At 53.7% G+C, this 26,969-nt stretch carries 28 protein-coding genes and 2 pseudogenes; 9 read left to right on the forward strand and 21 right to left on the reverse strand.

Features of this window, described 5'->3' with window-relative positions; translation table 11 throughout:
• Positions 1–12 precede the first annotated feature (12 nt).
• Genes pcaG through pobA form a run of 5 tightly spaced genes read right to left on the reverse strand, consistent with a single transcriptional unit; the run spans position 13 to position 3,616 of the window.
• Complete coding sequence (gene pcaG, locus HRQ87_RS15380) at positions 13–576, reverse strand: protocatechuate 3,4-dioxygenase subunit alpha (protein ID WP_174139328.1); 564 nt, start codon at positions 574–576, stop codon at positions 13–15.
• Between the two features lies 1 nt (position 577).
• A complete protein-coding gene (gene pcaH, locus HRQ87_RS15385) occupies positions 578–1,294 on the reverse strand; it encodes a protocatechuate 3,4-dioxygenase subunit beta (protein ID WP_217430471.1) in 717 nt (238 codons plus the stop codon).
• Positions 1,287–1,664: a 4-carboxymuconolactone decarboxylase gene (pcaC, locus tag HRQ87_RS15390; RefSeq protein WP_174139330.1), complete on the reverse strand. Its 378-nt coding sequence runs from the start codon at positions 1,662–1,664 to the stop codon at positions 1,287–1,289. The genes pcaH and pcaC overlap by 8 nt, the downstream gene beginning before the upstream one ends.
• Positions 1,657–2,454: a 3-oxoadipate enol-lactonase gene (pcaD, locus tag HRQ87_RS15395; RefSeq protein WP_246252321.1), complete on the reverse strand. Its 798-nt coding sequence runs from the start codon at positions 2,452–2,454 to the stop codon at positions 1,657–1,659. Before pcaD ends, pcaC begins: the two co-directional genes overlap by 8 nt.
• Entirely contained in the window at positions 2,444–3,616 is a 1,173-nt protein-coding gene (gene pobA / locus HRQ87_RS15400; RefSeq protein ID WP_174139332.1) for a 4-hydroxybenzoate 3-monooxygenase, read from the reverse strand. The genes pcaD and pobA overlap by 11 nt, the downstream gene beginning before the upstream one ends.
• A 272-nt stretch (positions 3,617–3,888) precedes the next feature.
• Between pobA and HRQ87_RS15405 the strand changes: the two genes are divergently transcribed.
• On the forward strand, positions 3,889–5,859 hold the full coding sequence (locus HRQ87_RS15405) for a DEAD/DEAH box helicase (RefSeq protein ID WP_174139333.1): 1,971 nt from the start codon (positions 3,889–3,891) through the stop codon (positions 5,857–5,859).
• 11 nt (positions 5,860–5,870) lie between these two features.
• Here the strand turns inward: HRQ87_RS15405 and HRQ87_RS15410 are convergent, their stop codons facing one another.
• Genes HRQ87_RS15410 through HRQ87_RS15420 form a run of 3 tightly spaced genes read right to left on the reverse strand, consistent with a single transcriptional unit; the run spans position 5,871 to position 8,177 of the window.
• Positions 5,871–6,791: a nucleoside hydrolase gene (locus HRQ87_RS15410; RefSeq protein WP_174139334.1), complete on the reverse strand. Its 921-nt coding sequence runs from the start codon at positions 6,789–6,791 to the stop codon at positions 5,871–5,873.
• Positions 6,791–7,888, reverse strand: coding sequence for a redox-regulated ATPase YchF (ychF, locus tag HRQ87_RS15415; protein ID WP_174139335.1), 1,098 nt, complete (start codon positions 7,886–7,888; stop codon positions 6,791–6,793). The genes HRQ87_RS15410 and ychF overlap by 1 nt, the downstream gene beginning before the upstream one ends.
• A gap of 28 nt (positions 7,889–7,916) precedes the next feature.
• Complete coding sequence (locus HRQ87_RS15420) at positions 7,917–8,177, reverse strand: DUF2312 domain-containing protein (protein WP_174139336.1); 261 nt, start codon at positions 8,175–8,177, stop codon at positions 7,917–7,919.
• Positions 8,178–8,289: 112 nt separating this feature from the next.
• On the opposite strand from HRQ87_RS15420, the gene HRQ87_RS15425 reads away from it, so the two are divergent.
• Positions 8,290–8,505 carry a hypothetical protein gene (locus HRQ87_RS15425; protein WP_174139337.1) on the forward strand — a complete coding sequence of 72 codons (216 nt, stop codon included), beginning with the start codon at positions 8,290–8,292 and terminating at the stop codon, positions 8,503–8,505.
• 28 nt (positions 8,506–8,533) lie between these two features.
• Here the strand turns inward: HRQ87_RS15425 and HRQ87_RS15430 are convergent, their stop codons facing one another.
• The 10 genes from HRQ87_RS15430 to HRQ87_RS15475 form a co-directional block, all read right to left on the reverse strand.
• Positions 8,534–10,081, reverse strand: a complete 1,548-nt coding sequence (locus HRQ87_RS15430) for a polyamine aminopropyltransferase (protein ID WP_174139338.1) — start codon at positions 10,079–10,081, stop codon at positions 8,534–8,536.
• A 62-nt stretch (positions 10,082–10,143) separates the two neighbouring features.
• Positions 10,144–10,743 carry a hypothetical protein gene (locus HRQ87_RS15435; RefSeq protein ID WP_174139339.1) on the reverse strand — a complete coding sequence of 200 codons (600 nt, stop codon included), beginning with the start codon at positions 10,741–10,743 and terminating at the stop codon, positions 10,144–10,146.
• A gap of 85 nt (positions 10,744–10,828) precedes the next feature.
• Entirely contained in the window at positions 10,829–12,148 is a 1,320-nt protein-coding gene (locus HRQ87_RS15440; protein ID WP_174139340.1) for a GNAT family N-acetyltransferase, read from the reverse strand.
• On the reverse strand, positions 12,145–12,549 hold the full coding sequence (gene speD / locus HRQ87_RS15445; RefSeq protein WP_174139341.1) for an adenosylmethionine decarboxylase: 405 nt from the start codon (positions 12,547–12,549) through the stop codon (positions 12,145–12,147). The genes HRQ87_RS15440 and speD overlap by 4 nt, the downstream gene beginning before the upstream one ends.
• Positions 12,550–12,679: 130 nt before the next feature.
• Positions 12,680–12,955, reverse strand: a complete 276-nt coding sequence (locus tag HRQ87_RS15450; protein WP_174139342.1) for a hypothetical protein — start codon at positions 12,953–12,955, stop codon at positions 12,680–12,682.
• 118 nt (positions 12,956–13,073) lie between these two features.
• Positions 13,074–14,444 carry a glutamate--cysteine ligase gene (locus HRQ87_RS15455; RefSeq protein WP_174139343.1) on the reverse strand — a complete coding sequence of 457 codons (1,371 nt, stop codon included), beginning with the start codon at positions 14,442–14,444 and terminating at the stop codon, positions 13,074–13,076.
• A gap of 60 nt (positions 14,445–14,504) precedes the next feature.
• Positions 14,505–15,020 (reverse strand): hypothetical protein, encoded by a 516-nt coding sequence (locus HRQ87_RS15460; protein WP_174139344.1) that lies wholly within the window; start codon positions 15,018–15,020, stop codon positions 14,505–14,507.
• Positions 15,021–15,215: 195 nt separating this feature from the next.
• On the reverse strand, positions 15,216–15,545 hold the full coding sequence (locus tag HRQ87_RS15465; RefSeq protein WP_174139345.1) for a putative quinol monooxygenase: 330 nt from the start codon (positions 15,543–15,545) through the stop codon (positions 15,216–15,218).
• Positions 15,546–15,549: 4 nt separating this feature from the next.
• On the reverse strand, positions 15,550–16,191 hold the full coding sequence (locus tag HRQ87_RS15470; protein ID WP_174139346.1) for a LysE family translocator: 642 nt from the start codon (positions 16,189–16,191) through the stop codon (positions 15,550–15,552).
• Between the two features lie 89 nt (positions 16,192–16,280).
• Complete coding sequence (locus HRQ87_RS15475) at positions 16,281–17,018, reverse strand: 16S rRNA (uracil(1498)-N(3))-methyltransferase (RefSeq protein ID WP_174139347.1); 738 nt, start codon at positions 17,016–17,018, stop codon at positions 16,281–16,283.
• A gap of 12 nt (positions 17,019–17,030) precedes the next feature.
• On the opposite strand from HRQ87_RS15475, the gene ubiA reads away from it, so the two are divergent.
• The 5 genes from ubiA (at position 17,031) to HRQ87_RS15500 (ending at position 22,667) form a co-directional block, all read left to right on the forward strand.
• Positions 17,031–17,999, forward strand: a complete 969-nt coding sequence (ubiA, locus tag HRQ87_RS15480; RefSeq protein WP_246252324.1) for a 4-hydroxybenzoate octaprenyltransferase — start codon at positions 17,031–17,033, stop codon at positions 17,997–17,999.
• A gap of 61 nt (positions 18,000–18,060) precedes the next feature.
• Positions 18,061–20,004, forward strand: coding sequence for an OmpA family protein (locus tag HRQ87_RS15485; protein ID WP_174139349.1), 1,944 nt, complete (start codon positions 18,061–18,063; stop codon positions 20,002–20,004).
• Positions 19,997–20,326: a hypothetical protein gene (locus tag HRQ87_RS15490; RefSeq protein WP_174139350.1), complete on the forward strand. Its 330-nt coding sequence runs from the start codon at positions 19,997–19,999 to the stop codon at positions 20,324–20,326. Before HRQ87_RS15485 ends, HRQ87_RS15490 begins: the two co-directional genes overlap by 8 nt.
• Positions 20,327–20,410: 84 nt before the next feature.
• Positions 20,411–21,094 carry a glutathione S-transferase gene (locus HRQ87_RS15495; RefSeq protein ID WP_174139351.1) on the forward strand — a complete coding sequence of 228 codons (684 nt, stop codon included), beginning with the start codon at positions 20,411–20,413 and terminating at the stop codon, positions 21,092–21,094.
• 64 nt (positions 21,095–21,158) lie between these two features.
• Positions 21,159–22,667 (forward strand): YifB family Mg chelatase-like AAA ATPase, encoded by a 1,509-nt coding sequence (locus tag HRQ87_RS15500; RefSeq protein ID WP_174139352.1) that lies wholly within the window; start codon positions 21,159–21,161, stop codon positions 22,665–22,667.
• Positions 22,668–22,787: 120 nt separating this feature from the next.
• On the opposite strand, the gene HRQ87_RS15505 is transcribed toward HRQ87_RS15500, so the two are convergent.
• Together HRQ87_RS15505 and HRQ87_RS15510 are read right to left on the reverse strand one after the other, a co-directional pair.
• Positions 22,788–23,303: a GNAT family N-acetyltransferase gene (locus tag HRQ87_RS15505; RefSeq protein WP_174139353.1), complete on the reverse strand. Its 516-nt coding sequence runs from the start codon at positions 23,301–23,303 to the stop codon at positions 22,788–22,790.
• 236 nt (positions 23,304–23,539) lie between these two features.
• Positions 23,540–24,205, reverse strand: a pseudogene (locus tag HRQ87_RS15510) (transposase); the annotation flags it as partial.
• A gap of 239 nt (positions 24,206–24,444) precedes the next feature.
• On the opposite strand from HRQ87_RS15510, the gene HRQ87_RS15515 reads away from it, so the two are divergent.
• Positions 24,445–25,278: a hypothetical protein gene (locus HRQ87_RS15515; RefSeq protein ID WP_174139354.1), complete on the forward strand. Its 834-nt coding sequence runs from the start codon at positions 24,445–24,447 to the stop codon at positions 25,276–25,278.
• 486 nt (positions 25,279–25,764) lie between these two features.
• On the opposite strand, the gene HRQ87_RS20665 is transcribed toward HRQ87_RS15515, so the two are convergent.
• Positions 25,765–25,920 carry a hypothetical protein gene (locus HRQ87_RS20665; RefSeq protein WP_425501590.1) on the reverse strand — a complete coding sequence of 52 codons (156 nt, stop codon included), beginning with the start codon at positions 25,918–25,920 and terminating at the stop codon, positions 25,765–25,767.
• A gap of 293 nt (positions 25,921–26,213) precedes the next feature.
• Here HRQ87_RS20665 and HRQ87_RS20670 point away from each other — a divergent pair.
• Positions 26,214–26,969, forward strand: a pseudogene (locus tag HRQ87_RS20670) (IS110 family RNA-guided transposase); the annotation flags it as partial.

Raw genomic sequence — 26,969 nt, forward strand, 5'->3', positions numbered from 1 at the left:
TACCTTCCTAAATTAAATATCCAGAAACACCGTTTCCTGATCGCCCTGCAGGTGGATGTCAAAGCGATAGCATCCTGGATCAGTTTCCTGGGCGATCAGGGTATTCACACGTCTGACCGGATCAATGCGCGACAGCAGCGGATCAGTCAATTGATCATCCCCTTCGAAATAGACCCGCGTCAAAAGCCCCAGATTAATGCCACGCGCGACAATCCAAAGCGCTATATGTGGGGCTTGTGGACCCACCGGGCCAGGCTTGATGGTGTCCAATTGCCACTGACCGGTGTGCGCATCTGCAACCATCCGCGCCCATCCCTGATAGGGCGCATAGATTCCATCACCATCAGCCTGCCAGCTTTCCAACATCACATCATTCAATGCGGCACCCGTGCCATCAAACACAGATCCTGTTACGGTGATCCGTTTTCCGGCGGCATCTTTGGCAAAAGGAGATTGCCCCGGATCATCCGCATATATCCCGCTGATCCCGGCATGGTTCGGCACACAGCCAATATGCACATATGGTCCCGCCGTTTGGCTGGGTGTTTCAGGCAAAAGCAGCAATGATTGTGGCATGTCACAGCCCCTCTGGCCGGTTTTCGAACATTGTCTGGCGGGTCCCGCGCAGAACAATATCAAACTTATAGGCCAACGCATCCATCGGCATCGCACACGCCATATCCAGCGGCGCAATCAGCCGATCAATTGCTGCAGGATCGGGAATAGTATTCACGATCGGACAGCGCGCAATTAGCGGATCACCTTCGAAATACATCTGTGTGATCAAACGCTGCCCAAAGGCATGGCCGAAAACCGAAAAATGGATATGCATCGGTCGCCAGTCATTGACTGTATTGGGCCAGGGATAAGCACCGGGGCGGACCGTCAAAAACTCGTATCGCCCCTGATCATCCGTAATCGTGCGCCCGCATCCGCCAAAATTGGGATCAAGCGGCGCAAGATAGCCATCCTTTTTATGCCTGTACCGCCCACCCGCATTGGCCTGCCAAATTTCAATCAACGCGCCAGCTATGGGGTTGGCATTTGCATCCAAAAGCCTTCCGTGCACAATGACCCGCTCGCCTATGGCGGACTGGCCGGTATAGTTTATCACCAGATTATTGTCCTGCGGGCCCAGCACATCATGCCCAAAAACCGGACCTGTTTCTTCGGTCCTGGTCGATGGCATCGATAGTTTCGGCAGACGCGGTGAACGCACAACACTGGATTTATACCCGGGTGTGTAAGCAGGCGGGTGCTGTGCGTGATCCCGCTGGATCAATGGCTTAATCATGCCCCATCTCCGCATAGGTTTCTTTAGCGATCTGAATGGCGCGGTTGGCCTTGGGCACGCCCGCATAAATCGCCACATGTTGAAAGGCTTCGATAACATCCTCCTTGCTGGCTCCGGTGCGTGCGGTCGCCCGAATATGCATGGGAATTTCCGCAAAATTACCCGTGGCTGCCAAAAGCGCTAATGTCAGCATGGATCGTTCGCGCAAGCTAATCGCATCCGACGCCCAGACCGTGCCCCATGCGCTGTCGATAATCAAATCCTGAAAGGGTGCATCAAAATCTGTTTGGGCTGCCTTAGCACGGTCAACGTGATCATCCCCCAGAACGGCGCGGCGGCGCTGCATGCCTTTGTCGTGTCGTTCAGACATGGCCGATCTCCTTTAGAAACTCTGTTAACAGACGTGCATAGTCCTGTGGTCGTTCAGCGCATGGCAGATGTCCCACACGGCGCATTAATTGAAACCTAGACCCGGGGATCAGGTCAATCGTTTCGCGCACCAGGTCAGGCGGCGTGGCCCCGTCTTCGCTGCCTGCAATGCCAAGCGTCGGCAAACGCAAGCCACTGGTCGGCGTGTAAAAATCCGTGCCCTGAATGGCCGCACAACATCCAAGATACCCCTGCAATGGCGTATTGACCAGCATAGCGCGCCAAAAAGGCAGATCACCGTGCTGGAGAAAATCCATGCTGAACCATCGCTGAAGTATATCGTTGGCCATGGCATCAATCCCATTCAGACGCATCGCATCCATACGATCCTGCCACATCTCTTTCGTACCAATTTTGGCAGCCGTGCTCGACAGAACCAGCCCACGGACCTGATCCAACCGCTTGACAGCCAACCCTTGACCAATCATGCCCCCAATAGACAGCCCCACAAAAACGCAATCGCGAATATTCAACTGATCCAGAATAAACTCAGCATCCCCAACCAGCGTACCCATCGCATAGGGTGCCGGTGGAACAGACGATCGCCCATGCCCGCGTTTGTCATACCGCACGATGCGCAGCCCATCTGGCAACAGCGGGATAATCTGATCCCAAAGGCGCAAATCCGTACCCAAGGAATTTGCAAAAACCACGGCTGCACCATTCGCATCGCCATCTTCGCGAACGAACAGTTTAATACCATTGCGTTCAAGGGTCTGATCACGGCTCAAAAGGCAATCCCACATAATTCTCGGCAAAGCTTGCCTGCGCCACATGCGATTGTTCAAGATGCAGGATTTCACTTTCCTGAATTTTCTGATCAAAAGCCGATTGATCCGGAAAACGGTGCATCATTGTCGTAAACCACCAGCTGAACCGGATCGCTTTCCACACACGGGCCAGCGCACGTGCTGAATATGTATCAATGCCTTCATCATCACCTTGATAATGCCGGATCAACGCATTTGAAAGATAATGCACGTCACTGACAGCCAGGTTCAGACCCTTGGCACCGGTCGGCGGCACGATATGTGCCGCATCCCCCACCAGAAAAAGCCGCCCCCATTGCATCGGTTCGGCCACAAATGATCGCAAAGGCGCGATACTTTTTTCGATGGATGGCCCGGTGACCAGGGTATCGGCTGCACTTTCTGGAATACGGCGGCGCAATTCATCCCAGAACATACCATCTTCCCATTTTTCCAACGGGTCATCTGCCGGCGCCTGCAGATAATAGCGGCTTAGATTATCATTTCGCATCGAACACAGCGCAAACCCACGGGAATGGTTGGCATAGATCAGTTCATCACTGACGGGTGGCGTTTCAGACAAAACACCCAACCAGCCAAAAGGATAGATTTTCTCGTACTCCTTTAAAATCTGTGATGGGATCTGTTTGCGCGACACACCGTGAAACCCATCACAGCCAATGATGAAATCGCAATCAATGCGATGATTGTGCCCATCTTTATTATAGCTGACATATGGGTGACCCGTTTCCAGATCATGCGGCATCACATGGGCTGCGTTATCAATAACCACGCTTCCGTTTCGATCACAGGCGGCATACAGATCGCGCGTCACTTCGGTCTGACCGTACACAGTGACCGTTTTGCCAATCAGGCTTTCGAAGTTAATGCGAAATCCGCGGTTCTGCGCGGCAAGATAAGTACCCGTGTGAATGTACCCTTCAGTCGCGATACGCTGCCCGACGCCCGCTTTGTTCAATAAATCAACCGTGCCCTGCTCCAACACGCCCGCACGAATGCGGCCCATGACATGCGCCCTGCTTTGACGTTCCAGCACGACCGTATCCAGCCCTGCCTTATGCAAAAGCTGTGACAACAAAAGCCCCGACGGCCCGCCACCGATAATTACAATTTGTGTTCGCATGTTTCCCCCTTGGCTAAAGGAAACGAAAATTAGTTTACACTGTCAATTAATTTTAGCATCTACCACAACCAAATTAGGCATGAAAGATGTCGTGCTCAGGCCTGTATCCTTCAAATTCAATGGCATTATAACAAAACCCAACGTCGTATGATCACTGGCTATACATTTGATCAAAAAGACCTTAGGTGCTGACAATCGCCCATAATGGCCTGCCTTCGGCACCCAACGACGCATCATCCCTTGTGATGACAAACCATAGAAAAAAGCCCAACGTGAAAAAAACTCTTTCAGATGCCCTTGAACGCCGTGGATACGACAAACTGACACCTGTACAGCAGGCCGTCACAGAACCAGATTTGGACGGGGCCGATTTACTGGTATCCGCACAAACCGGGTCCGGCAAAACCGTTGGCTTCGGCCTGGCCATTGCCTCAACAGTCTTGGGCGAAGGCGATCATTTCGCGACAGCAGCACAACCATTGGCCTTGGTGATTGCACCAACCCGTGAATTGGCCATCCAGGTAAAACGCGAACTAAGCTGGCTTTATGCTGACGCGGGCGCTGTTTTGGCATCCTGCGTGGGCGGCATGGACATGCGCGATGAACGCCGTGCACTGTCACGCGGCGCCCATATGGTTGTCGCCACACCCGGCCGATTGCGCGACCACATCATGCGTGGTTCCATCGACCTTGGCAGCCTAAAAGCTGTTGTTCTGGACGAAGCTGATGAAATGCTGGATCTGGGCTTTCGCGAAGATCTTGAATTCATTCTGGGCGAAGCGCCTGACACCCGCCAGACGCTTTTGTTTTCCGCCACTGTGCCCCGCGCCATCGCCAATCTGGCCAAAAGCTATCAAAAAGACGCCGTGCGCGTTACGACCACATCCGAAACGTCGCAACACGCCGACATCGAATATCACGCGATGAATGTGTCGGACCGCGACGGCGAAAACGCGATTATCAACGTGCTGCGCTATTACGAGGCCCCAAATGCCATCGTATTTTGCAACACGCGCGCCATGGTGAACCGGTTGACCACGCGCCTGTCAAATCGCGGATTTTCCGTTGTCGCCCTGTCTGGTGAACTGTCGCAGAACGAACGCACCCACGCGCTGCAAGCCATGCGGGACGGGCGGGCAAGGGTCTGTGTCGCGACCGATGTCGCCGCACGCGGGATCGATCTGCCCAATCTTGATCTGGTGGTCCACGCTGAATTGCCAACAAACCACGAAACCCTTCTGCACAGATCCGGCCGGACCGGACGCGCCGGTCGTAAAGGGGTCAGCGCACTGATTGTACCACCAAAATCACGCAAAAAAGCCGAACGCATTCTGAACATGGCCAAGCTCAAGGCGGAATGGGGCTTGGCCCCGTCAGCAGATGCGGTCAGTGCGCGTGACGAAGACCGAATGCTGGCAGACCCTGCATGGCAGGAAAACATCACAGAAACCGAAACACCCATCATACAAAAGCTGATGGATCAGTTTTCTGCCCAGCAAATCGCAGCTGCGTATCTGCGTCTTTACAAAAGCAAGCATTCCGCACCCGAAGATTTATCCGCAGCCGATGCCGCCCCCAAACCGCGTGCGGCCTTTGGTCCAAGCACATGGTTTTCCCTGTCGGGTGGTCGCGCCCAAGGCGCCGAACCCCGCCGCCTTTTGCCCATGTTGTGCACGGCGGGCAACGTGACCAAAGACGACATTGGCGCAATCCGAATTGGGCAGGATACATCTTTTGTCGAAATCCGCAAAAGCAGCGTTTCGGCATTTCTGACCGCAATCGGCCCCGATATGATGATTGAAGGCGACACCAAACTGACCAAACTGGATACGCCACCGGCCATCGCCAATGAAAAGCGCGCAGGCCCCAGCCCGAAGCCCCGCGATCGCAAACCGCCCTATCAAAAGACAGATCGGCCGGATCATCCGAAAAAAACGTACTCAAAAGACCGCCCTGCGCCCCAAAGGGATGCGCCAAAATCAGACGCGCAGACGCCAAAGTTCAAAAAACCACGCTGGTCCAAAGAAGAACGCGACAAAGCGAACAGGTCCGCCACACCAAAGTCAGACGGCTTTAAACCCGAAAAATCTGGCTATAAAGGCGATCGCAAACCAAAAGGGGCACCCCCGCCCGCTGGAAAACCATCCAGCAAGAAAAACAAATTTCGGGCACAGACTGGAAAAAACAGCGGTGGAAAACCGACAAGTGGCGGCAATGCGCGACCGCATCGCAGCAAAAAGTAAGATAACGCTGGTTACGGCAAACGCCCCAGGCGATCATGCAACAGCGCCTTGACTTGCGGCACATCCGCATAGATCGCTGCCTTGATAATCGACCTGCCTTTGATCGGCCGGGCGATTGTCTGGCCGATGGCGTTGCCGGAACAAACCACATCAATCGCCGTATCGCGCATTTTGAAAAGACCCGGATGCGTACATGCTAGAACCGCCGTTGGATCGTGCATCGAACAGCCGTCGAATTTACCAACAGTCTGATAGAACTTGATATAATGATAACTCATCTGCTGCAGTAGACCGCCAAGTTTGGGCGCATTCCAAGCGACATTCGAAAAATCACTGGCTGAAAACTGGATCTTATGGGTCACATCCAGGCCGATCATCGTGATATTCGCGCCTGATGCGAATACCTCAGCTGCCGCATGGGGGTCGTGATAAATATTCGCCTCAGCATGGTCAGTGATATTCCCGCCTGCATCGACAGATCCGCCCATGATGACAATCTGCGCACAATTCTGGGCAAACCATGGATCACGCCGTATCGCTGCAGCAATATTGGTCAGCGGGCCAAGGGCACAAACCGTCAGTTCACCCTTATGTTCCTGCGCCATATGCACCAGATATTCGTCAGCAGTCTGATCAATCGGTCGTTTTAGGGGTGTTGTGGCAACCACATCGCCCATACCAAAATCGCCATGAATGCGCGATACTGGTGGAAAGGGCGGTAAAATCCAAGGCTTAACAGCCCCTTTCGCCACTGGGATATCCAACTCGGCCATCTCGGCCAGATAAAGCGCATTGCGCGTCGCCTGATCGGTCGTGACATTTCCAAAAACTGTCGTCAGCCCAAGCAGATCAATATCCGGGGCACCGCTTGCAAAGAAAAGCGCGATGGCATCATCAATCCCGGGATCGGTGTCAATTATCAGTTTTTTCATCAAGTATTAAAAAGGAAATGCAGAACGTCACCGTCCTTGACCTGATATCCCTTACCTTCTGCCCGCATCTTGCCAGCTTCTTTGGCACCTTGTTCGCCGTTCAAAGCCACAAAATCATCATAAGCAATGGTTTCGGCGCGAATAAAGCCTTTTTCGAAATCCCCATGAATAACGCCCGCCGCCTGCGGCGCCAGCGTGCCCTGTTTGATCGTCCAGGCGCGCGCTTCCTTGGGGCCGACGGTGAAATAGGTTTCAAGGTGCAGCAATTCGTACCCGGCACGGATCAACCGATCCAATCCAGCTTCGGTCAGGCCCATTTCCGTCAGAAACATCTCGGCCTCGTCCGGATCAAGCTGGCTGATTTCCTCCTCGATCTGGGCCGATATAATCACATGTGAATTTCCCTGCGCCGCGGCCATTTCCGCCACTTTCGCCGAATGCGCATTGCCATCGGCGGCCTCGGCCTCGCCCACATTACACACATAAAGCACCGGCTTCGTCGTCAAAAGCTGCAGCAATTTCCAGGCTTTGGCGTCTTCCTCGTCAACGTCCACCACCCGCGCAGGCTGCCCATTTTCAAGCGCCTGCAACGCCATTTTCAACAAACGTTCCTGCTGCACTGCGTCTTTGTCACCGCCCCGGATCTTGCGCACCACGTTTTGCATACGCTTTTCGATCGACTCCATATCGGCCAGCATCAATTCCATCTCGATGGTTTCCGCGTCCGACACCGGATCAACGCGCCCTTCGACATGGGTCACATCGCCATCTTCAAAACACCGCAGCACATGCGCAATCGCGTCGACCTCGCGAATGTTGGCCAGAAACTGATTGCCCAGCCCTTCGCCCTTGCTGGCCCCTTTGACCAACCCCGCGATATCCACAAACGTCATCCGCGTCGGGATGATTTCCTTGGATGCCGCAATGGCCGCCAACTTATCCAGTCGCGCATCCGGCACCGCAACCTCGCCCACGTTCGGTTCAATCGTGCAAAACGGAAAATTCGCTGCCTGTGCCGCGGCCGTCCGGGTCAACGCATTGAAAAGCGTTGATTTGCCTACATTCGGCAGCCCCACGATGCCCATTTTAAAGCCCATGCGGACCTCTCCTTTTATAAAATTCGGCTCAGGACATGCCCAAAGCTTGCTTATACATGTCCAACACGGCTTCTTCTTCGGCGATGTCTTCGGCATCACGCCTGCGCAACGCAATCACTTTACGGATCACCTTGGTGTCATATCCGCGCCCCTTGGCTTCGGCCATGACCTCTTTCTGCTGATCAGCGATGTCTTTCTTTTCGGCCTCAAGCCGTTCATAGCGCTCGATAAACTGGCGCAGTTCGTCAGCGGTCACGCGGTAGCTGGCATCGGTTGACGTATCGCTCATGGGGCAACTCCTGATCTGTGCCGTCACTGACTAACGCTCCGCCTTACGTCCTGCAAGGGGTTGCGAAGACCCTGATGTTACGTTAGCGCGCAATCGTCAAAAGGAGAGACGGATGGAATGGCTTGTTTGGATCGGTGCCGCAATCACAGTCGCAGGACTGGGGGGCGTGATTGCCAGTATTTTCAAAATCTCGGCCGCCAAGAAAACTGCGTCTGATGATGATGTGTTACGGGAAAAGCTGAAAAAAATCATCCCGCTGAACCTGGGTGCACTGTTTTTGTCGATGCTGGGGCTGATGTTGGTGGTTGTCGGGATATTTCTGGCCTAGGCCCGAAACCTGAAACCGGTACTAGTGTCTATTTCAGATCAGCTAGATACACCTGATATAAATCCGGCTCAAAAATCGAATTGACCTTCAAATTATCGGGGCGGGCGATATCAACCGGAAACACGGTTGATGCCGCAAAAACTTGATCGGACATAAACTGCAATCCCTCTGGCATGGGGCCAAGGGTTTCACCTTGGGATTTATGGGCGATGTTAAACCCCCAAACACCAAAAGACGGAATCGATATAGTATAATGCGTCGTCTTGGGAAAGACCGCCTCCATCGTTTCGGCAATCGTCCAATAGGTATTGCGTGCGAAATAGGGGGATGTGCTTTGGCTTACCAGAAGGCTGCGATCCGACATGCGCCGGGATAACATCGTGTAAAATTCCACCGAATACAGCTTGGCAATCGCTTCGTTATGGGGATCGGGGAAATCGATGATCACCTTGTCATATACGCGGTCGGTCTGCTGGATGAAAACGAACGCATCCTGATTATACAGATGCACTTTGTCCGACGACAGGCTGCCGCCGTTCATCTGAACCAATGGTGCAAAATCCCGACCCAGTCGTGTCATTTCAGGGTCGATATCCACCAGGTCAATCCGCTCGACATCCTCGTGTTTCAGAATTTCACGCACGGCCAGACCGTCGCCACCGCCCAGAACCAATACGTTCTTTGACGGACCTGTCCAGCTTAGCACCGGGTGCACTAATGCCTCGTGGTAACGATGTTCGTCGAATTCGGAAAACTGCAGGTGTCCGTCAATAAACAGCCGGAAATCATTGCGTTTCCAGGTGTTGGTGATGACCAGCGACTGATATTGCGTCTGCTTTTGCCAAACGATCTGATCAAAATACAGGTGCTGCTGCGCATAGGCCGTGATGCGTGTGGCCATCGCCGTCAGCAAAACCAGCAGTCCGAACATGCCCAACACGATATATAGCGTCAGCTTTGGCGACCGCAGATATTCCCGCAACCAGATCACGTTCAGCAAAGCCACCGCGATATTGATCAAACCAATGGCAAAAGACGCGGTGATCAGCCCAAGCGACGGCAGCAACAATAGCGGAAAGGCGACAGATCCGAACAACGCCCCGATATAATCCAGCGACATGACATCCGCGATAGAACTGCGCGTGCCTTTACGCGCAGACAGAACCCGTGTCAGCAGCGGAATTTCCAGTCCGACCAATGTACCAATGCTGAAGATCAGCGAAAACATCGCAACTTGGTACATCCACGGCGCAAAGGGAAACATCATGAACAGCGTGATGCTGGATAAACCGCCCAGCAACGCCAGCGCGACCTCGACATAAATAAAGGCCTCGATCAGGCGCCCGCGAATATAGCGGGACAGATGCGACCCGATCCCCATGGCAAACATGAAAAAGCCAATGGTCAGCGAAAACTGATACACCGAATTGCCCAGCAGATAGCTGGAGACCGTTCCGATGATCAGCTCGTACACGATCCCGCACATCGCCACGACAGTGATTGACATCAACAGGATCGTGGCCTGTTTGGCAGGCAAGTTTTCGTATGTTTCGTCAGATGAAGTGATATCAGTCATAAAAATGCCCCGAAGCGCGGCAACGCTCCGGGGTCCCTATTTCAGGTTATGTCAGCCTTGGCTTATTTGCCTGTGCCAACACCACCGGACCGCGCGCGTGATCTTGCGCTGGACGGTGCTTTATAGCTTGAACGCGGTGTTGTTTTCCGGTCGTTGAACGACCCCGGTGTCACACCCGCAGCGCGCTGACGGCTTAACATGCTGCCGATCAAAGCGCCTGCCAGAAACCCTGTGCCTGAAAAACGCAGATCAGATGAATTTCCTGCCACATCTGTTGCGATCAGACGGTTATTTTCGGAATCGATCTCAACCGTGAAAACATCGCCTTCGCCATCGTCCTGAACGTTGTTTACGTTTTTGTCAGCAAAGGCCAGAAACGACGCATCTTCTTTCATGCTCAGGCCAAGGGGCTGATCATAAAAGCGCGGATCCGCATTCAGAATAGACGCGAAGTACTCGGTGAATTCCGTCATGTTTTCAGCAGGAAGTTCGCCGGTGATATTATTTTTTTCCAGATAATTGTGATAGTTCACAACAACAAATTCAGTGCGATCCAAAACCTGTCCCAAATCCGCAGATTGTTCAGATTTATCGCCAAAAATGAAAAAATAGCCAACCAGCGCAACAACGCCAAGACCAATAATACCCTTAATATTTCCCATAGTACTGTACCTATAAAGTTTATGTGTCTGATTTTATCTTATAATAGTGGAAAAACGATTGAAAAGGCATATCTGTAAGAATTGGTTATTTGAGACGATATGTCCACCAGTCCTGCGCCTCTCCTACAGCATAATAATCGGCAAGACTTCCAACCTTTTCAAACCCATAGTGTTCAAGATCAGGTGCGGCCAAAGCCGAGATGTCTTGTGGCAAAGACGTCACAAGAATACGTGCGCCACCGGCTTGCGCTTTTCGGATCACTTCGGCCAGACCATTCACACCGATCCCTTCCTCTTTCCACGTCAGCGCAGCCCCGCCTTCGGATTCGGGCGCTTGCGGCGCGCCGGTGAATGTCACGCCCTTTGCAGGCGGAAAATCCTCGGCCCGCGCAGGCACAGCTTCGGAATTGATCAACCCATAGATAATCTTGGCCTCATCCGCGCTGTGATAGGCGGGCACGCGCAATTCCTCAAACGCGCCAAGCGACTGATAAAAGGCACGCGCGTCGGCATAGATATCGACCCCGTCTTCGGTGTAATCGCTGGTCGAAATGAACATCTTGCGCGCACCCTGATCGGCCAGTGATTTCAGCAAATCATTCACCATCAATTTGCCAAGCCCCTGACCGCGATGCATTTTCGCCAAATAGGTCCACGACAGCCAAACCGCCTTATCGGTGTCTTCGATCGGTGAATAGCCGGTCACACCCAGCACATTGCCCCGTTCCAGTAGCACAAACATATTCGCAAACTGGCTCTCCAGCAAATCTTCCTCGGCCTCGGCCGCGTCGTCCTCATCTGTTTCATTTATGATGTCGATCACATACCGAAGATGCTTGAATTCCATCGGCTTCAGACGCGGACCGCCGCCACCAAACAAACCACCCAACATTGCGAACACTCCTCCGGTAACTGCGCCGCCGATATGAACAAAGACGGCAATTTCTGACCACTGATGTACGGTTTCGAACACCGCAGCCCCTGCAATAATCAAGGCCCAAACCGGATTAAGACCGGTCTTTTTCGGGCTGCACAAGGCAAAAGCTGCCATGGCATAGGCTATTCCCGACAGACCCACAAACCGATCATCGACCAAATAAAGCTCAAGGGCGGTGCCAACAAATGCGGCAACAACGGCCAGTGTAATCAAAAACAACGCATTGGTGCGCGTTTCGATAAAATAGCCCGCAAATCCGATCAAAACCATGTTGCCCAGCAAATGCATCTGCGTGCCATGGCGAAAGATATTGGCCAACGCCATGCCAAATCGGTCCGTCAGCGGCGCCGCAGGAACCGCAAATCCACCCGGACCCCAGATATAAAACGCGGCACTTCCTGCCAGGATCAATGCAACGGTGACGGGGAAAAAGCCCGATGTCTCAGCCCCTTTTGGGTCTGATGTCATTCAGGGGCAGGCCGATGGGCGATGGAACAACCACGGTTCAACACAACAACAGATTCGCTTTGCGGTTTGAAAAACGCGCGCAAATGATCAATGCTCAGCGATGTATCGGCATCACCACACATGAACACGTCAATCGCTGCATAACCATGTTCCGGCCAAGTATGGATGCTGATGTGCGATTCTGCCAAAAGTGCTACGCCTGTAACGCCCTGCCCTTCGCCAAAATTATGCATCTTTACATCCAGAACCGTGGCGCCCGCTTTTTCTGCAGCAACTTTGATAGCCTGCGCAACGGGGTTCGGGTCTTCCAAAGATATGGCGCCCTGAAACTCTACAATAAGATGCTTGCCCAGCGAAATATCTGGTTTTCGGTCGATATCAAATGGTGAAAGTACTGTCATAAAATAAGGTGCCTGTTACGAATCCACTGTCGTTATAGCCAAGTCTGCGTCTGTGTCATATTGGATTATATCATACAGCATGTTTGTCGCAGGACATGCGTCGATTTCAGGTCACACTATGGCGCTATGACTATGCGTCGATGTTGAACCGAACACCGGGGGCAATCGGGCATGCTTCGCCCTTACAAGTCACCAAATGCTTTGGGATCAGAATATCGCCAAGATCTGTGCGGATCGTAAAAGCACCATTTGAGAAATCAATCAGATCACCGACCAGAATGGTCGTGCCATCATTACTGCGCAATTGAATTTTGGCTGACCCTGCAAATGCAGATTGTGCGGAACACAGCATAACAACCATTGCCAAGGGCAGACTGACTTTTGAAAAAATAGACTTTACAGACATAAAACACCTAACTTACGCCAACGCCCCGCAAACTTTCATAAACGAAGCGTCAAAAAAAGTCCAGGCATTTTGACGCGAGTCATCACACTTATTGCGTGTATGGTTAATAAAATTTTAATTAGTATGAGTATTCGCGATAGATCTGTTTCAAATCACCCGCCCAATCAGAATGATAATGCCCAAGCAATTCATCCGCAGGGGTTTTGCCACTTTCTACTGTTTCCTTCAAAGCATTCAGAAAATGTGTCTCGTCCGGGATCATACCCCCGGCCCCCGGTCGCGCCCGCGCCTTCAGACCAGTATCAGCAATCGCCACGGCCTCGCGCGCCAGATCATGCAAGTGCAGGCCATTCACCTGCCCCTGCAATCCTTGTTCCGATGCCGCAATCCGCAGACATTGCCGTGTATCCGCATCCCAGTCTTTGATCAGATCAGTTGCCGCGTCCAACGCACCCTGATCATAGGTCAACCCGACCCAAAATGCGGGCAGCGCGCACAAGCGCCGCCAGGGGCCCCCATCCGCCCCACGCATTTCGATAAATTTTTTGATCCGCGCTTCGGGAAACAGCGTCGTCAGATGGTCGGCCCAGTCGGACAAAGTCGGTTTCTCACCAGGCAGTGCGGGCAATTCACCTTTTAGAAAGTCCCGAAACGATTGCCCCAGTGCGTCGATGTATTTCCCATCGCGATAGACAAAATACATCGGCACATCCAGCGCGTATTCGACCCAGCGTTCAAAGCCAAAGCCATCTTCGAAAACAAAAGGTGTCATGCCCGTACGGTCCGCATCCAGATCCCGCCAAATCCGTGACCGCCAGCTTTTGTGACCATTAGGCTTACCTTCGAAAAAGGGCGAATTCGCGAACAAAGCCGTGGCGACGGGCTGTAATGCGATAGCGACGCGCAGTTTTTGCACCATGTCGGCTTCGGATGCGAAATCCAGGTTCACCTGCACCGTACAGGTCCGGTACATCATCTGTTTTCCATGCGTGCCGACCCGGTCCATATAATCCGTCATCAGCTTATAACGCCCCTTGGGCATCATTGGCATCTGATCGTGCGTCCATTCCGGTGCCGCACCCAAGCCAATAAATCGCGCGCCGATCTTGTCCGCCACAGTTTGCACTTCGCGCAGGTGAACGTTCACCTCGTCGCAGGTCTCGTGGATCGTTTGCAGCGGTGCGCCTGACAACTCCAACTGTCCGCCCGGTTCCAGACTGACATTCGCGCCGTCTTTTTCCAGGCCGATGATGTTGTCCCCTTCAAGCACGGGGGCCCAGCCAAACCCATCGCGCAACCCTTCAAGAATGGCCTTGATCGACCGCGGCCCGTCATAGGGCAAGGGCTTCAGCGTATCAGCGCAATAGCCAAATTTTTCATGCTCAGTCCCGATGCGCCAGTCGTCTTTGGGTTTGCATCCGTCCGCCAGATATTCAGCCATCTGTTCGTAACGTTCAATCGGCCCGCCGCCGGATTGTGGAATAGACATGTGGCGCTCCGATACTGGCTGCGAATTGATCTTAATGCCTGATCCGAAAGCGTGCGCGTGTCAATGCAGGGCAAGCGTGCTTTTTTGCCAAATCACGAAAGTCTCATGCCCCGCGCCAGTCATCGCAGCCATGGCGGTTTTGTAATCCGCGCCGGAAAGCGCACTGAGAATGTCGAACATACAGGCCGTCCCTTCGGCGTTGTTGGGAATAATCAGTGGCACCGGATGATCACTGGAATGCAAGTGCCACATAAGACTGCGCGGTGTGGCGACCAGTTCGACCCGGGTCAGATCATCGATCGACACGGCCCGCCCGCCCTGGGGCGCGAAATAGCTGATCAGCCGTTCATTCAGCTCAACCACGCCCAACCCACCACCGTCCCCGGCAAACTGCAACCGGCGATATCCGATCCATGCGATCACAGCGCCAAGGCCGATTAGGACAACGCCAAGGGCCACATGGACACTGTATCCTGAAAGCGTGAAGTATACGCCGACACAGGCCACGCCACCGCCCACCAGAACCTCGCGCCAGCGGATCAGAGAGGCTTGGAGTTCGGGGCGGATAAAGCTCATGCGTGAAAGACCAGACTTTTCAGATTGCTTCTATATAGGTGTGATTTTCCGAAAAGTTGACAGATGTCAACTTTTTCTTTGTTAATCAATTGGTTACGATTTTTAAAAACAGGTTAACCAGTCGATGTTGGTAAATCAAACCTTAAACTGTGCAAAATTTATCAGACCATTAAATGGGACTGATCTGAACTGTCATCAATTCACATATGGAACAAAAGGGACCCGGCTTCTTGTTTTGATCAAAGGTAGCAACTTCTTGATCGCACTTTGAAAATGGTTTGATGTATTATGTGCATCCCATCCAGCTTCATTCACATAAATTTCATAGATAAAGAAAGCCTTCGGATCGGTCGGCGAACGGTATGGCATAAAGAATTTCACACCGCTTTCGGCCATTGTCGGAATAATAAGGCTTTCAAGTATGTCTGCAACAGCATCTGATTTGCCATCTTTGGCAACGATGTTGATCGCCACCACAAACCCATCATTCAGGTTCATTGCAGCAGGATCAGAATAGTTCTTCATATCGTCACCCTCGGCTTGTCAGAAGGCGTAGACCGGCGAAGGCGAAGAAGGTGCCAAGTACACCTTGGATAACGCGCCGTGCTTTGCCGTAAAGGCGCACCATGACGGGGGTCGAAAACGCGATGGCGTATAAAAGATGGATCGTGACTGAAAGAAAAAACGTACCGATGACGATCGATGCCCCCACCCAAATGGGTGCATCCGGCTTTAAACCAAGGGAAATAATCGCGATCCAGGAAAGTGCGGCCTTGGGATTTGTCATCTGGATAATGTATCCGCGCTTTAGATAACCGATTGGTGTCCGACGACCGCCCGCCAGTTCTTTGGCATCGATATCATGAGGAGAGGCTGCAGATTTAAAGGATTTATATGCAAGCCAAAGAAGATACAAACCGCCAAGTATTTTGATCGCAATAAGTGCCGAAGCGTATGTCGCCAAAATCGCGGAAAGCCCGAATGCGGTTAAAATGGCCCACGTGAAAGATCCGATTGCAACGCCCATTGCCAACGCCATGCCCGAGGATCTGTTGACGGCCATCGACGTTCCGATGACGGCCAGAATATTCGGGCCGGGACTGGCAATCGCCAGCAGGAATGCTGAATATGCCAAAAGGATACCGGGAAGATAAAGCTGTATGTCCTGCATTGTGCAAACCCTTGTCACTGCGCTTAGTGTTCACACTATGTTCTGGGCTTGGTTGTTTTGCAAACTTAATATTGTTCAAGACTGGCGGCTTACCTCCAATCGCCCAATCTATCCTGCCAAAGGGTCATTGCTGCCACTGCTGCGGTATCAGCCCGCAGGATGCGGGGCCCCAGGCTGATGGTGGTCACAAAGGGAAGCGCGATCAGGCGCATGCGTTCGGGTGGGCTGAAGCCGCCTTCGGGGCCGATCAGGATGGCAGAGGGTTGATGTTCGCCCTTTGCTGCATGGCCCGGTTTCAATGAAAGGCCTTGCCCCACCTTTTCTTCGTCACAAAAGATCAACTGGCGGTCAGTGGGCCAATCGTCCAGCACGCGGTCCAACTTTTGCAAGGCTGTCACTTTGGGCACATAGGTGCCGCCGCATTGTTCTGCGGCCTCGATCGCGTGGGCTTGCAGGCGGTCCTGACGGATACGATCGGAATTGGTGAAATCGGTCTGGACCGGCATGATCTGCGCCGCGCCCATTTCAGCTGCCTTTTCGACGATAAAATCCGTGCGCGCCTTTTTGATCGGCGCAAACAGCAGCCATAGATCCGGGGGCATTTGCAGCGGGCGGGTTTGTTCGACGCACGTCAGCGTGCCCTTGCGTTTGGCGGCTTGCGTAATGGTCGCCAGCCATTCCCCATCGCGGGAATTGAACAACAGCACATGCGCGCCGATGTTTTGCCGCATCACGCCGAACAGGTAATGCGCCTGCGCCTGTTCCAGCGGAATGGTTTGCGCTTTGCCCAAAGGGTGATCTACATACAGTCTGATCTTTGCATTCATGGACCGGACTTTATGACCCAACCCGACGATACACCAGAGCCGAACGGGCAGGTTGCCGATGCAGTCAAAGGCAACTGGGTCGATACACTGGCCCCTTCAGGTGCGCGCCCGTTTTTGCGGCTGTCGCGGGCGGATCGGCCGATTGGCACCTGGCTGTTGTTGCTGCCCTGTTGGTGGGGTCTGGGGTTGGCCTGTCTGACCACGCAAAGCGTGGGTTGGGCCGACGCGTGGATTGCTGTTGGCTGTGCGGCCGGCGCGTGGCTGATGCGCGGGGCGGGGTGTACGTGGAACGATATCACCGACCGCGATATTGATGGGCAGGTTGAACGGACACGGTCGCGGCCCATTCCATCAGGTCAAGTCAGCGTCAAAGGGGCGGTGATCTGGATGGTGGCGCAGGCTCTGGTCGCGTTCTGCATTCTGCTGACGTTCAACTGGGCCGCGATTGGGCTGGGCATTCTGGCGTTATTGCCGGTGGCCATTTATCCGTTTGCCAAGCGGTTCACCTGGTGGCCGCAAGTGTTTCTGGGGCTGGCGTTCAACTGGGGTGCGCTGCTGGCATGGACCGCGCATACGGGCGCGTTGCAGTGGCCTGCGGTAGCGCTGTATCTGGCGGGCATTGCGTGGACGCTGTTCTATGACACGATCTATGCCCATCAGGATACTGAGGATGACGCACTGATCGGGGTGAAATCGACAGCGCGGCTGTTTGGGTCACAGACGCCATACTGGTTGCGGAATTTCATGGTTATCACTGTGATGTTCATGGCGATTGCGATCATCATGGCGCTGATCCAGCAGGACAATCTTCTGATCATGGTTGTTGCCCTTGGCGGGCCGTGGGCGATGGGCTGGCACATGACGTGGCAATTGCGACAACTGGATATCGACAACCCCTCCACATTGCTGCGACTTTTCCGCGCGAACCGGAATACGGGGCTAATTCCTGCGCTGTTTTTTGCTTTTGCCCTTGCGTTGTGATTGATCCGCAGGCGATCCCGTCGTATTGAAGCACGTTGTAAAAAGGAACTCTGTCAGGACCATGCGTCTTTCATCCCTGTTTTTGGTTTTGGGTGTGTTTGCTGTTGCTGCGCTTGCTGCTGTGTTTACGGCTGCGCGCGGGGCAAGTTATATTGAACAACGCTCTGAAATTGATGTGCGTCAGGTTTTGGATACCGAAGGGTTCGAATGGACCGAAGTGGAATCGTCAGGTCTGCAGGTGATTCTAACAGGAGAGGCCCCGGATGAAGCGACACGCTTCAGCGCGCTGTCCACCGTTGGGACCGTTGTAGATGCCGCCCGCATTATGGATGAAATGGAAGTGGCGCGCAGTTCGCCCCCACAAGCGCCGCGCTTTTCCATTGAGATTTTGCGCAATGAAACCGGCGTTTCGCTAATCGGTCTGATCCCCAGCGCGCAGGATCGTGATGCACTGGTCGACCAGGTCGAAGACGCCGCAGATGGTGCCGATGTGACGGACCTTTTGGAAATTGCGGATTATCCTGTTCCCGAAGGGTGGATCAACGCCGTAAACTATGGGCTGGACGCTTTGGAAATTTTTGAACGATCCAAGGTGTCGATTGCCGCAAATCGCGTGGCCGTTTTTGCCGCCGCCGAAAGCACGTCAGACAAAGCCCGGATTGAAGCCAGATTATCGCGTGATGCGCCCGACGGCATTATTCTGGCGCTTGATATCACGGCCCCGCGTCCTGTCATCGCGCCCTTTACCTTGCGTTTTGTCATTGATGAAGATGGGCACCGTTTTGATGCGTGCGCCGCAGATACCGTGCAAACACGCGACGCCATTGTTTCGGCTGCGGTCAAGGCAGGTATGGAAGGCAAGATCGACTGCGTTTTGGGCCTGGGTATGCCATCACCCCGCTGGTCAGAGGCCACGGCAATGGGCATTCAGGCAGTCGCCGATCTTGGTCTGGCGTCAATCACATTTGCAGATACCGATGTCACACTGATTGCAGACGCAGGTGTCACGCAAGCGGTCTTTGACCGTGTGGCTGGTGCGCTGGACAGCGATTTGCCGCCAGCCTTTAGCCTGCATGCGATCAAGCCTGAACCCGAAGGTGGACCCCAGGCCCAAGCAGCGCCAGAGTTTGTTGCAACCCTTAGCCCTGAAGGGTTGGTTCAGTTGCGGGGGCGTTTGCCGAATGAACTGCTGCGCACTGCGACCGAAAGTTATGCGACTTCGCGCTTTGGTCGCACAAATGTGCATATGGGCGTGCGGATAGACGAAACACTTCCAACGGGCTGGTCTGATCGTGTTCTGGCCGGTCTTGAGGCCTTGGTCGAGGTCAACAATGGCGCCGTGATCATTCAGGAAGATCTAGTCGAGATACGTGGCAACACCGGCAATCCCGACAGCCGTGCACGGATATCGCGCCTGTTGGCCGCGAAGCTAGGCGAGGCGGAAAATTACACAATAGATGTGACCTATCAAGAGGCGCTTGATCCGGTTGCATCGCTTCTGGACCCCGAAGAATGCGTCGCTGAAATCAACGGCATTCAGGACATCAAGAAGATTACGTTTGAACCAAGTTCGTCGACCATCGACGAAGACGGTTTGAAAACGATGGAACAAATTGCCGAGGTGCTGGCGAATTGTCAGGCGACACGCATTGAAATTGGTGGTCATACCGACAGTCAGGGGCGCGAAGAAATGAACGCCCGTCTTAGCCGCGAACGCGCCGAGGCGGTCAGATCAGAACTTGTCGCATTGCGCACACCGCCCAACCGTTTGGTTGCAAAGGGTTACGGCGAAGCGCAACCAATTGCCGATAATGATACCGAAGCAGGCCGCGAAGCAAACCGGCGCATTGTCTTTTCACTGATCGTACCGGATCGTCCTGCCGAGGAACCGACCACACTGGAAGAAATTGAAGCCCAGACTGTACCCGTAGATGACGCAACAGCGGCAGAAGATGCGGCCCAAGACACCCCCCCCGCCGAAGACGAGGCCCCAGCCAATGAATAGAACCGAATTCATCTTCGCCACGACTGCGATCCTTTTCGTGGCCTTTGTGCTGGGCTGGTTTGCAAGTTGGCTGGTGTACCGTTTCACACGTGTGACCAAGGCCGATATCGGCGAGTTGGACAAGATGGCGCAGTCCTTGCACGAAGCGGAAGAAACCCGCGATCAGGCCATCACATATATGCAGCAGCGCGAGGCCGAGATGACCAATCAGCTGGCCCAGACCGAAGCTGAACTGCGCGCTGCCATGGACGGTTTGCGCGATGCGCGCCATGAGGCCGAAGAGCTTCGGACCTATATCGAAAACAGCAATCAAGACGCCTGAGACCGCCGTTTTATCAGCGGGCGTGATGCAGACCCACACAATTTGTCATTTTGTGAAACGCCAATCTGTGCTTAGCGTTTCATCATGACTTATGATCTTGCCCTTGGCGATCGCGCCTATTCTTCATGGTCCTTGCGGGGATGGTTACTGTTTGAAAAATTCGGGCTGCCGTATCGGACCCATTTTGCACGGTTCTATACGGATGAATTCACCGATCTAATGGCCAAGTTTGAACCGGCGAAAACAGTGCCGACGATGCGGGCACCCGATGGTGTGGTGGTGTCAGACAGCCTGGCCATCGCCGAGGAATTGGCAACACGGCATCCCGACGCCGGATTTTGGCCCACAGACCCGACGGCACGGGCGGTGGCGCGCGGTTTGGCTGCCGAAATGCACGCCGGTTTTTTCGCGCTGCGCAATGATTGCCCGATGAATTTGCGTGTGGCTTATGCGAATTTTGCGCCTTCTGACGCGGTTCAGGCTGATCTGCGGCGGTTGGAAACGATCTGGGCGCATGCAATAGATATCTGCAAATCCGACGGCCCGTGGCTGTGTGGTGCGTATTCTGTGGCCGATGCATTTTTCGCGCCGGTTGCCGCCAGGATTGCCGGATATGGTTTATCGGTGAATAAAATGGCGCAACATTATGTTGATGCCCATCTGTCTGAACCCGCGTTTCGCAAGTGGCGCGAGGCCAGTTTAAACGACGGCCCCGATCAACCAAAATACGCGATGAATTATGACACGCGGCCCTGGCCAGGTATATAAATTTACCATTCCTAAACCCTCTGTACCCTAAGCGTTAACCAAGACAAACAGCTTGGAGCATCAGATGGTGGCGCTTGCCTATACGGTCGCCTTTGAAGGGGTCGACGCCCGCCTTGTCGAGGTGCAATGCGCAGTCACCCACGGGCTGCCTGCGTTTTCGATCGTTGGCTTACCGGACAAAGCCGTGTCTGAGGCGCGCGAACGTGTGCGTGCGGCCCTAACGGCCTTGTCCATCGCATTGCCATCAAAACGCATCACTATCAATCTTTCGCCCGCCGATCTGCCGAAAGAGGGATCGCACTTCGATTTGCCAATCGCAATGGCCTTGCTGGCAGCACTGGATATTCTGCCCCGCGATCAGGTCGAAGGGTGCGTCGCTTTGGGCGAATTATCCCTAAGCGGCAACCTGGTTCAGGTGATCGGCGCCCTGCCCGCCGCCATGGCCGCCGCCGAGGAAGAGCGCACGCTGGTCTGCCCCAAAGCCTGCGGCCCCGAGGCGGCATGGGTCGGCGCGACGAATGTCATTGCGCCCGAAACCCTTGGGGATGTCGTGCGCCATTTTACCGGGCAACGGATTCTGGCGCCTGCCACACCGGGCGAGGTGAAACTGGATCATTCAACACGTGATCTGAAGGATGTCAAAGGTCAGGAACGCGCCAAACGTGCACTTGAAATCGCAGCTGCCGGTCGGCATCACATGCTGATGATCGGCACGCCCGGATCGGGCAAATCCATGCTGGCGGCACGCATTCCCGGTATCCTGCCACCATTGTCAGCAGTCGAGGCGCTCGAGACATCCATGATCCATTCGCTGTCGGGCTTGCTGGACGAAGGCGGCATTTCCCGCGCGCGTCCGTTTCGCGAACCCCATCATACTGCATCCATGGCTGCGATTGTCGGGGGTGGACGCGGCGCAAAACCAGGCGAAATCAGCCTGGCCCATAATGGCGTTTTGTTCATGGATGAATTTCCCGAATTTCCGCGCACTGTATTGGAAACCCTGCGCCAACCGATCGAGACAGGCGATGTGGTTGTGGCACGTGCGAATGCGCATATCCGCTATCCCTGTCGCTTTATGCTGGTGGCCGCAGCCAACCCTTGCAAATGCGGATATCTGTCTGACCCGAACCGCGCCTGCGCCCGTGTGCCCCACTGCGGGGATGATTATCTTGGCCGCATCTCGGGCCCATTGATGGACCGATTTGATTTACGGGTTGAGGTCCCGCCCGTCGCCTATACCGATCTAAACCTGCCGGAAACAGGCGAAACATCCGCCGCTGTGGCCGCCCGCGTTGATCAGGCGCGCGCCATTCAGGCGGATCGGTTTTCCGGGTGTGACCATATGCGGGTGAATGCCGACGCCGAAGGCAGCATTCTGGAAGATATCGCCGCACCAGATACTGAAGGGCGCGCGCTGCTGATCGACATTGCTGAACGCTTCGGACTGTCTGCGCGGGGCTATCATCGCATTTTACGCGTGGCACGCACCATCGCCGATCTGGCCGGGGCTGACCATGTCTGCAAACCCCACATCGCAGAAGCCGCCAGTTTTCGCGTTGCCTTTAAGGGCTAGTGCTGAATTTGGGAGTATTGAAGTTGCCCCTTTGAGCCATGTAGAAGGATTGGGACAGAGTTTGCGCATAAAAAGGGTGAAAAGCACAACTCCACATGCTTTGCGTTGTACAAACGGAAGTTACACGAACGATGGAGCATCCTTTAGCCGAGCCATCATGTGACAGTCGACAAATGCGCCATCGCGCAAAATATCTCCGCGCTTGGTTCCTTCTCGCTCGAATCCGAAGCGTTCATAAAGCTTGACCGCATCAGCATTGTCCACATTCACTGTCAGCTCCATGCGCCGCAATCCAAGCCAGTTGTCTGCCAGATCAAGCAGAGCCTCAATTAATTTGGTCCCGATACCCTGGCCAGTATGATCGTCGTGGACATAGATGCCGGTATACCCGACATGTGATCGCCGCCCTGACTGTTGCATCAGAAACGCCTGAGCTACGACCGTACCTTCTAGTTCGGCAACGAGGAGGTTTACGCCGGGTGCTTCCAAGCGACCTTCGATTGCCGATTGCGTCGTAAAAGGAAGGCGAGCTGTTCCGTGGCGTACACCAGGTAGGTTAGCCATCAGAGTCAAGTCGCCCCCGTCCTCGCGTCTAGCAGCGCGAATAATCAATCCCGTTTCATAACGCTCGTTCATGATCTGAAGGTACCGTCAGGGGTGACGGATGGGAAGTACTTGTCAGAGAATAACGTTTGAAGGTGCCATTAACGGTAACCGACATTCGAGAAAGTGCCGCGAAATAGAACTAAATTCTTACCACCATGAAGTCAGCTATGCTTAGCTTCTAACACCCAACCGCGCGTATTTGGCTTCGATTTCAATCAGTTGCTGTTTGCACCACATGGAGCACGTAATCGGAAACGTCCCAGCCCGAGGATGCGTTCGGGATGCAAATCGAACCTCTCTTTGACGCGGTTCAGCATCGTCTTGGTCGACCCGACCTCGGCTTGTTGGATTGAGCGGGTCGCTTCCACGTCGACGATAACACCGTGATCCGTGTCGATCAGGTAGTTGTCGGAATAGCTAAAGAAAGCAGGGCCTTTGCGGGCCGCCGTCCATTGGCTGGCGGGATCCGAGAACGAGGTGAACTTGGGGCTGCACTTCGCTGGCTGCGCCAAAAGTGGCCTCATCCAGCGAGCCGAGATACTCGCGCACCGCGCGGGGTGCGGCACCGACATCAATCCGACCGGTGGCCCATTCTTCCTTCGAGGCAGAAAGCTGTTTGTTCGCATCTGCTTCGATCAGGCTGGCATCGATTGCCATGCGCTGGCCGCTGACCAGACCTTCCGCGATGCAGCGCGCAACTGTCGTCTCGAACAGATGGCGCAGAAGTTCGCTGTCCCGGAACCGACCGTGCCGGTTCTTGGAAAAGCTCGAGTGGTCTGGGATGCGATCCGCCAGAACCAGCGATATGCGAGGTTCAATGCACTTCTTCGCACAGCCGCCGCTTCGACCGGATACCAAAGCAATATCCGATCAAAAGCATCCGGATCAGAAGTTCTGGATCAACCGGCGGGACGACCCGTATGGCGGTAGAAAAGGCACATAGAGATAGACCGCGAAAATGATCACGGGCTTGGGAAAATGTGCGCCTTTGAAAGAGATCATGCTGTCGCCTCAGTTGCCGCGCAGTCCATCGTCACTGCAATCCTAACGCCTGACTGCCAAAAGTTTGTGACAAAGCCGCATCGTCTCGTTTTTGTTGGCCGCTATTGATTAGCAACGTTAGCCTGTGCATTAACAGCCATATGAATTCTTTATGGACCGTTCGCTCTGCATGTCTGATTTTGTCAAGTTTGTCCTTTTCCTAAAAATTATTGGTGCGTGGATATCGCCCAGCACTGTCACGGATGAAACGCGACGGGCCGCGCGGTATTTCGCGACCTTTGTGATGGCGATCGCGGCTGGCTTTGTCATTTGGGGGACATGGCTTTGTTTTGAGACTGCAGTTGCAAGAAAAGATCAGGTGAATCGCTCCGTCGAAGCCATCGCCAACGTCACCCCAGCGACCACGCTGCATGATGAACACTTCGACAATGTAAGCCGCGTGAAAATCGCGGGCATTGTCCAGCTTCATGCCGCACGTGTCGTCACATTTACCAATGGCGATGAGTCAATTTATCCCGAACTAATCGCGCCAATCACCAATGAAGGTTGGCAACCCGGTGATCCCGTGAACACATTTATTCGTTTCAAACGGACAAGCTTTGACCCCCAGATGAACAAGTTCGGAACGACAGATGCCGAGATGCAGATAGTTGCCGCTTTGGGCATTAGTGCTGATGCGCCTTATCAGTGGAAAAAGCGAATCATTGAAGATCTGCCCAAGCCGGAAGTCGCGACTTATGCCATTGAAGAGGCGGTATATGATAAAAAAGATTTTTTCCTACGTTGGAACTATGATGTTTTGACGCCGATCAGAGCTGCAGGTTTTAACGTGGGTGAAGACGTGCAACTGGTGGAACTGACAAAATTGGATATCTCTGATCGCATGTTGTGGCTACGGCGCTTGCATTTCAGATTTGGTTACGATGCCTTCAATATGTTCGCGATTGCATTAACCATTTTGTTGCTAATGACGTTCTGTCGCTACCGCGTGCGCGAACAGTGAAAATGTGCTGCCAGATGTTGCTAGAGTTTGCTTTCGACACGCCTGGTACTGAACTTGTTCTTTCAGTGGAAAACAAGCAGAACCATGCGTCTCATAAGGTGATGCAAAGGTTAGGTATACAGCTTCGCGGCATCGAAACTCATTATGACGCGCAACTGACAACCTACGTGTCAAATCGGGACGACTTTTCGGCTCGCGACCAAGGAAAAGGCTTCATAACGTAAGCTGCCATTCAAACAAAGTGCAGCATCGGCTCTTTGCAGACGTTTTCGCGGTGCGACGGTTAGCAACGAGATGTGAGGCATGTGATCCCTTTGTTCCGCGAGCCTGCGGATGCTTTGAGACTTTGGAGTAGAGACTGTTGAAGGGTCTTACGTCTTCACCAGTGTCATGATTGCATCCTAGGACGACCCAAATGCCTAGCCTTTTGGTATGAGAGCAGACAGTTTCCAATTGGTCCTGGAGAAGCTTCCAATCGACATCTGCTCAATCGGAAATCTGTGTGGAACAATATCCAGAAAGTGAACCTTCGGGAAAGTGAATCAATCTAGCGCTGGCTTGCCGAGCTGAGGTCATCATCTCCATAGTTGATGCGCAATTCTCACGAACGTCGGCTGATATCTGGGGTCGGGCGATGGCAATCTTATTTTTCTATCATCGCACAGATTTCCAAGAGTGGCCTTTCCTTGACGCATAAAATGTCACGTCAGAAGATCATAGCAGTCATTGGTGCACGCTGCAGCATCCGTCACTTTGGGCTCTTGCAGCACATTTGCCGTACTGGTCTCGAAAGGCCGGTTCAGGAAACATCGCCGTTGGCTGCAGTGCGGGTGAACTGGAAGGATGCGGGATTGGGTGGATGGCTCCTGCTTCAACCGGCGTCGCGATGCGCCATAGTGCAGTTGTCATGAACTGCTTATGAGAGGAGCCACCCAATGCAAGTTACCACAATCGGCCTGGATCTGGCCAAGAACGTCTTTCAGGTTCATGGGATCACCAGAGAAGGAACTGTTGCTTTTAACCGTTCGTTGCGCCGCGCACAGATGTTTGTCTTTTTTGAGAAGCTAGAGCCGTGCCTGATCGGTATGGAGGCCTGCGGGTCCAGCCATTATTGGGCGCGTGAATTGAGCAAGCTGGGCCATACAGTAAAGCTGATCGCGCCAATTTACGTGAAACCTTATGTGAAGCGGGGAAATCCGATGCAGCTGATGCGGAAGCGATTTGCGAGGCTGTCACTCGCCCAACTATGCGGTTCGTTGAGATCAAATCACCGGAGCAGCAAGCAATCCTGTCACTGCATCGTGCGCGGGATCTGATTGTTCGGCAGAGAACCCAAACGATCAATATGCTGCGTGGTTTATTAGCGGAGTTTGGCATTATCTTTGCTCAAGGTGTTGGCCATGCCATCAGATTTGCAAAAGGTGTGATCGACAAGTCCACGCCTGATGTACCGCAAGCTGCCTATGACGTTGTCACTGATCTGTGCGAACAACTCCTGGCTCTTCATACGCGCGTAAATTGGTATGGCCGCCGCATGTCAGCGGCGGCGAAATCGGAACCGCGCATTGCTTTGCTGGAAACGATCCCTGGTATCGGGCCAATCACCGCCTCTGCTATTGTGGCAACTGTTGGAAGTGGTGCGCAATTCCAAAGCGGCAGAGATCTGTCCGCTTGGCTGGGCCTGACGCCGA

Origin of the sequence: Parasulfitobacter algicola (assembly GCF_013315265.1) — a bacterium.
In the GTDB taxonomy this organism is placed as follows: domain Bacteria; phylum Pseudomonadota; class Alphaproteobacteria; order Rhodobacterales; family Rhodobacteraceae; genus Parasulfitobacter; species Parasulfitobacter algicola.

Excerpts from the sequence above, each read along its gene's own strand:
- pcaC (WP_174139330.1), bottom strand. The coding sequence starts at position 1,664 with ATGTCTGAACGACACGACAAAGGCATGCAGCGCCGCCGCGCCGTTCTG.
- HRQ87_RS15465 (WP_174139345.1), bottom strand. The coding sequence starts at position 15,545 with ATGAAGAACTATTCTGATCCTGCTGCAATGAACCTGAATGATGGGTTT.
- HRQ87_RS15475 (WP_174139347.1), bottom strand. The coding sequence starts at position 17,018 with ATGAATGCAAAGATCAGACTGTATGTAGATCACCCTTTGGGCAAAGCG.
- HRQ87_RS15450 (WP_174139342.1), bottom strand. The coding sequence starts at position 12,955 with ATGTCTGTAAAGTCTATTTTTTCAAAAGTCAGTCTGCCCTTGGCAATG.
- ubiA (WP_246252324.1), top strand. The coding sequence starts at position 17,031 with ATGACCCAACCCGACGATACACCAGAGCCGAACGGGCAGGTTGCCGAT.
- HRQ87_RS15435 (WP_174139339.1), bottom strand. The coding sequence starts at position 10,743 with ATGGGAAATATTAAGGGTATTATTGGTCTTGGCGTTGTTGCGCTGGTT.
- ychF (WP_174139335.1), bottom strand. The coding sequence starts at position 7,888 with ATGGGCTTTAAAATGGGCATCGTGGGGCTGCCGAATGTAGGCAAATCA.
- pcaG (WP_174139328.1), bottom strand. The coding sequence starts at position 576 with ATGCCACAATCATTGCTGCTTTTGCCTGAAACACCCAGCCAAACGGCG.
- HRQ87_RS15485 (WP_174139349.1), top strand. The coding sequence starts at position 18,061 with ATGCGTCTTTCATCCCTGTTTTTGGTTTTGGGTGTGTTTGCTGTTGCT.
- HRQ87_RS15420 (WP_174139336.1), bottom strand. The coding sequence starts at position 8,177 with ATGAGCGATACGTCAACCGATGCCAGCTACCGCGTGACCGCTGACGAA.
- HRQ87_RS15500 (WP_174139352.1), top strand. The coding sequence starts at position 21,159 with ATGGTGGCGCTTGCCTATACGGTCGCCTTTGAAGGGGTCGACGCCCGC.
- HRQ87_RS15455 (WP_174139343.1), bottom strand. The coding sequence starts at position 14,444 with ATGTCTATTCCACAATCCGGCGGCGGGCCGATTGAACGTTACGAACAG.
- HRQ87_RS15440 (WP_174139340.1), bottom strand. The coding sequence starts at position 12,148 with ATGACATCAGACCCAAAAGGGGCTGAGACATCGGGCTTTTTCCCCGTC.
- pobA (WP_174139332.1), bottom strand. The coding sequence starts at position 3,616 with ATGCGAACACAAATTGTAATTATCGGTGGCGGGCCGTCGGGGCTTTTG.
- HRQ87_RS15410 (WP_174139334.1), bottom strand. The coding sequence starts at position 6,791 with ATGAAAAAACTGATAATTGACACCGATCCCGGGATTGATGATGCCATC.
- HRQ87_RS15430 (WP_174139338.1), bottom strand. The coding sequence starts at position 10,081 with ATGACTGATATCACTTCATCTGACGAAACATACGAAAACTTGCCTGCC.
- HRQ87_RS15490 (WP_174139350.1), top strand. The coding sequence starts at position 19,997 with ATGAATAGAACCGAATTCATCTTCGCCACGACTGCGATCCTTTTCGTG.
- HRQ87_RS15470 (WP_174139346.1), bottom strand. The coding sequence starts at position 16,191 with ATGCAGGACATACAGCTTTATCTTCCCGGTATCCTTTTGGCATATTCA.
- HRQ87_RS15505 (WP_174139353.1), bottom strand. The coding sequence starts at position 23,303 with ATGAACGAGCGTTATGAAACGGGATTGATTATTCGCGCTGCTAGACGC.
- pcaH (WP_217430471.1), bottom strand. The coding sequence starts at position 1,294 with ATGATTAAGCCATTGATCCAGCGGGATCACGCACAGCACCCGCCTGCT.
- HRQ87_RS15425 (WP_174139337.1), top strand. The coding sequence starts at position 8,290 with ATGGAATGGCTTGTTTGGATCGGTGCCGCAATCACAGTCGCAGGACTG.
- speD (WP_174139341.1), bottom strand. The coding sequence starts at position 12,549 with ATGACAGTACTTTCACCATTTGATATCGACCGAAAACCAGATATTTCG.
- HRQ87_RS15495 (WP_174139351.1), top strand. The coding sequence starts at position 20,411 with ATGACTTATGATCTTGCCCTTGGCGATCGCGCCTATTCTTCATGGTCC.
- HRQ87_RS15460 (WP_174139344.1), bottom strand. The coding sequence starts at position 15,020 with ATGAGCTTTATCCGCCCCGAACTCCAAGCCTCTCTGATCCGCTGGCGC.
- HRQ87_RS15515 (WP_174139354.1), top strand. The coding sequence starts at position 24,445 with ATGTCTGATTTTGTCAAGTTTGTCCTTTTCCTAAAAATTATTGGTGCG.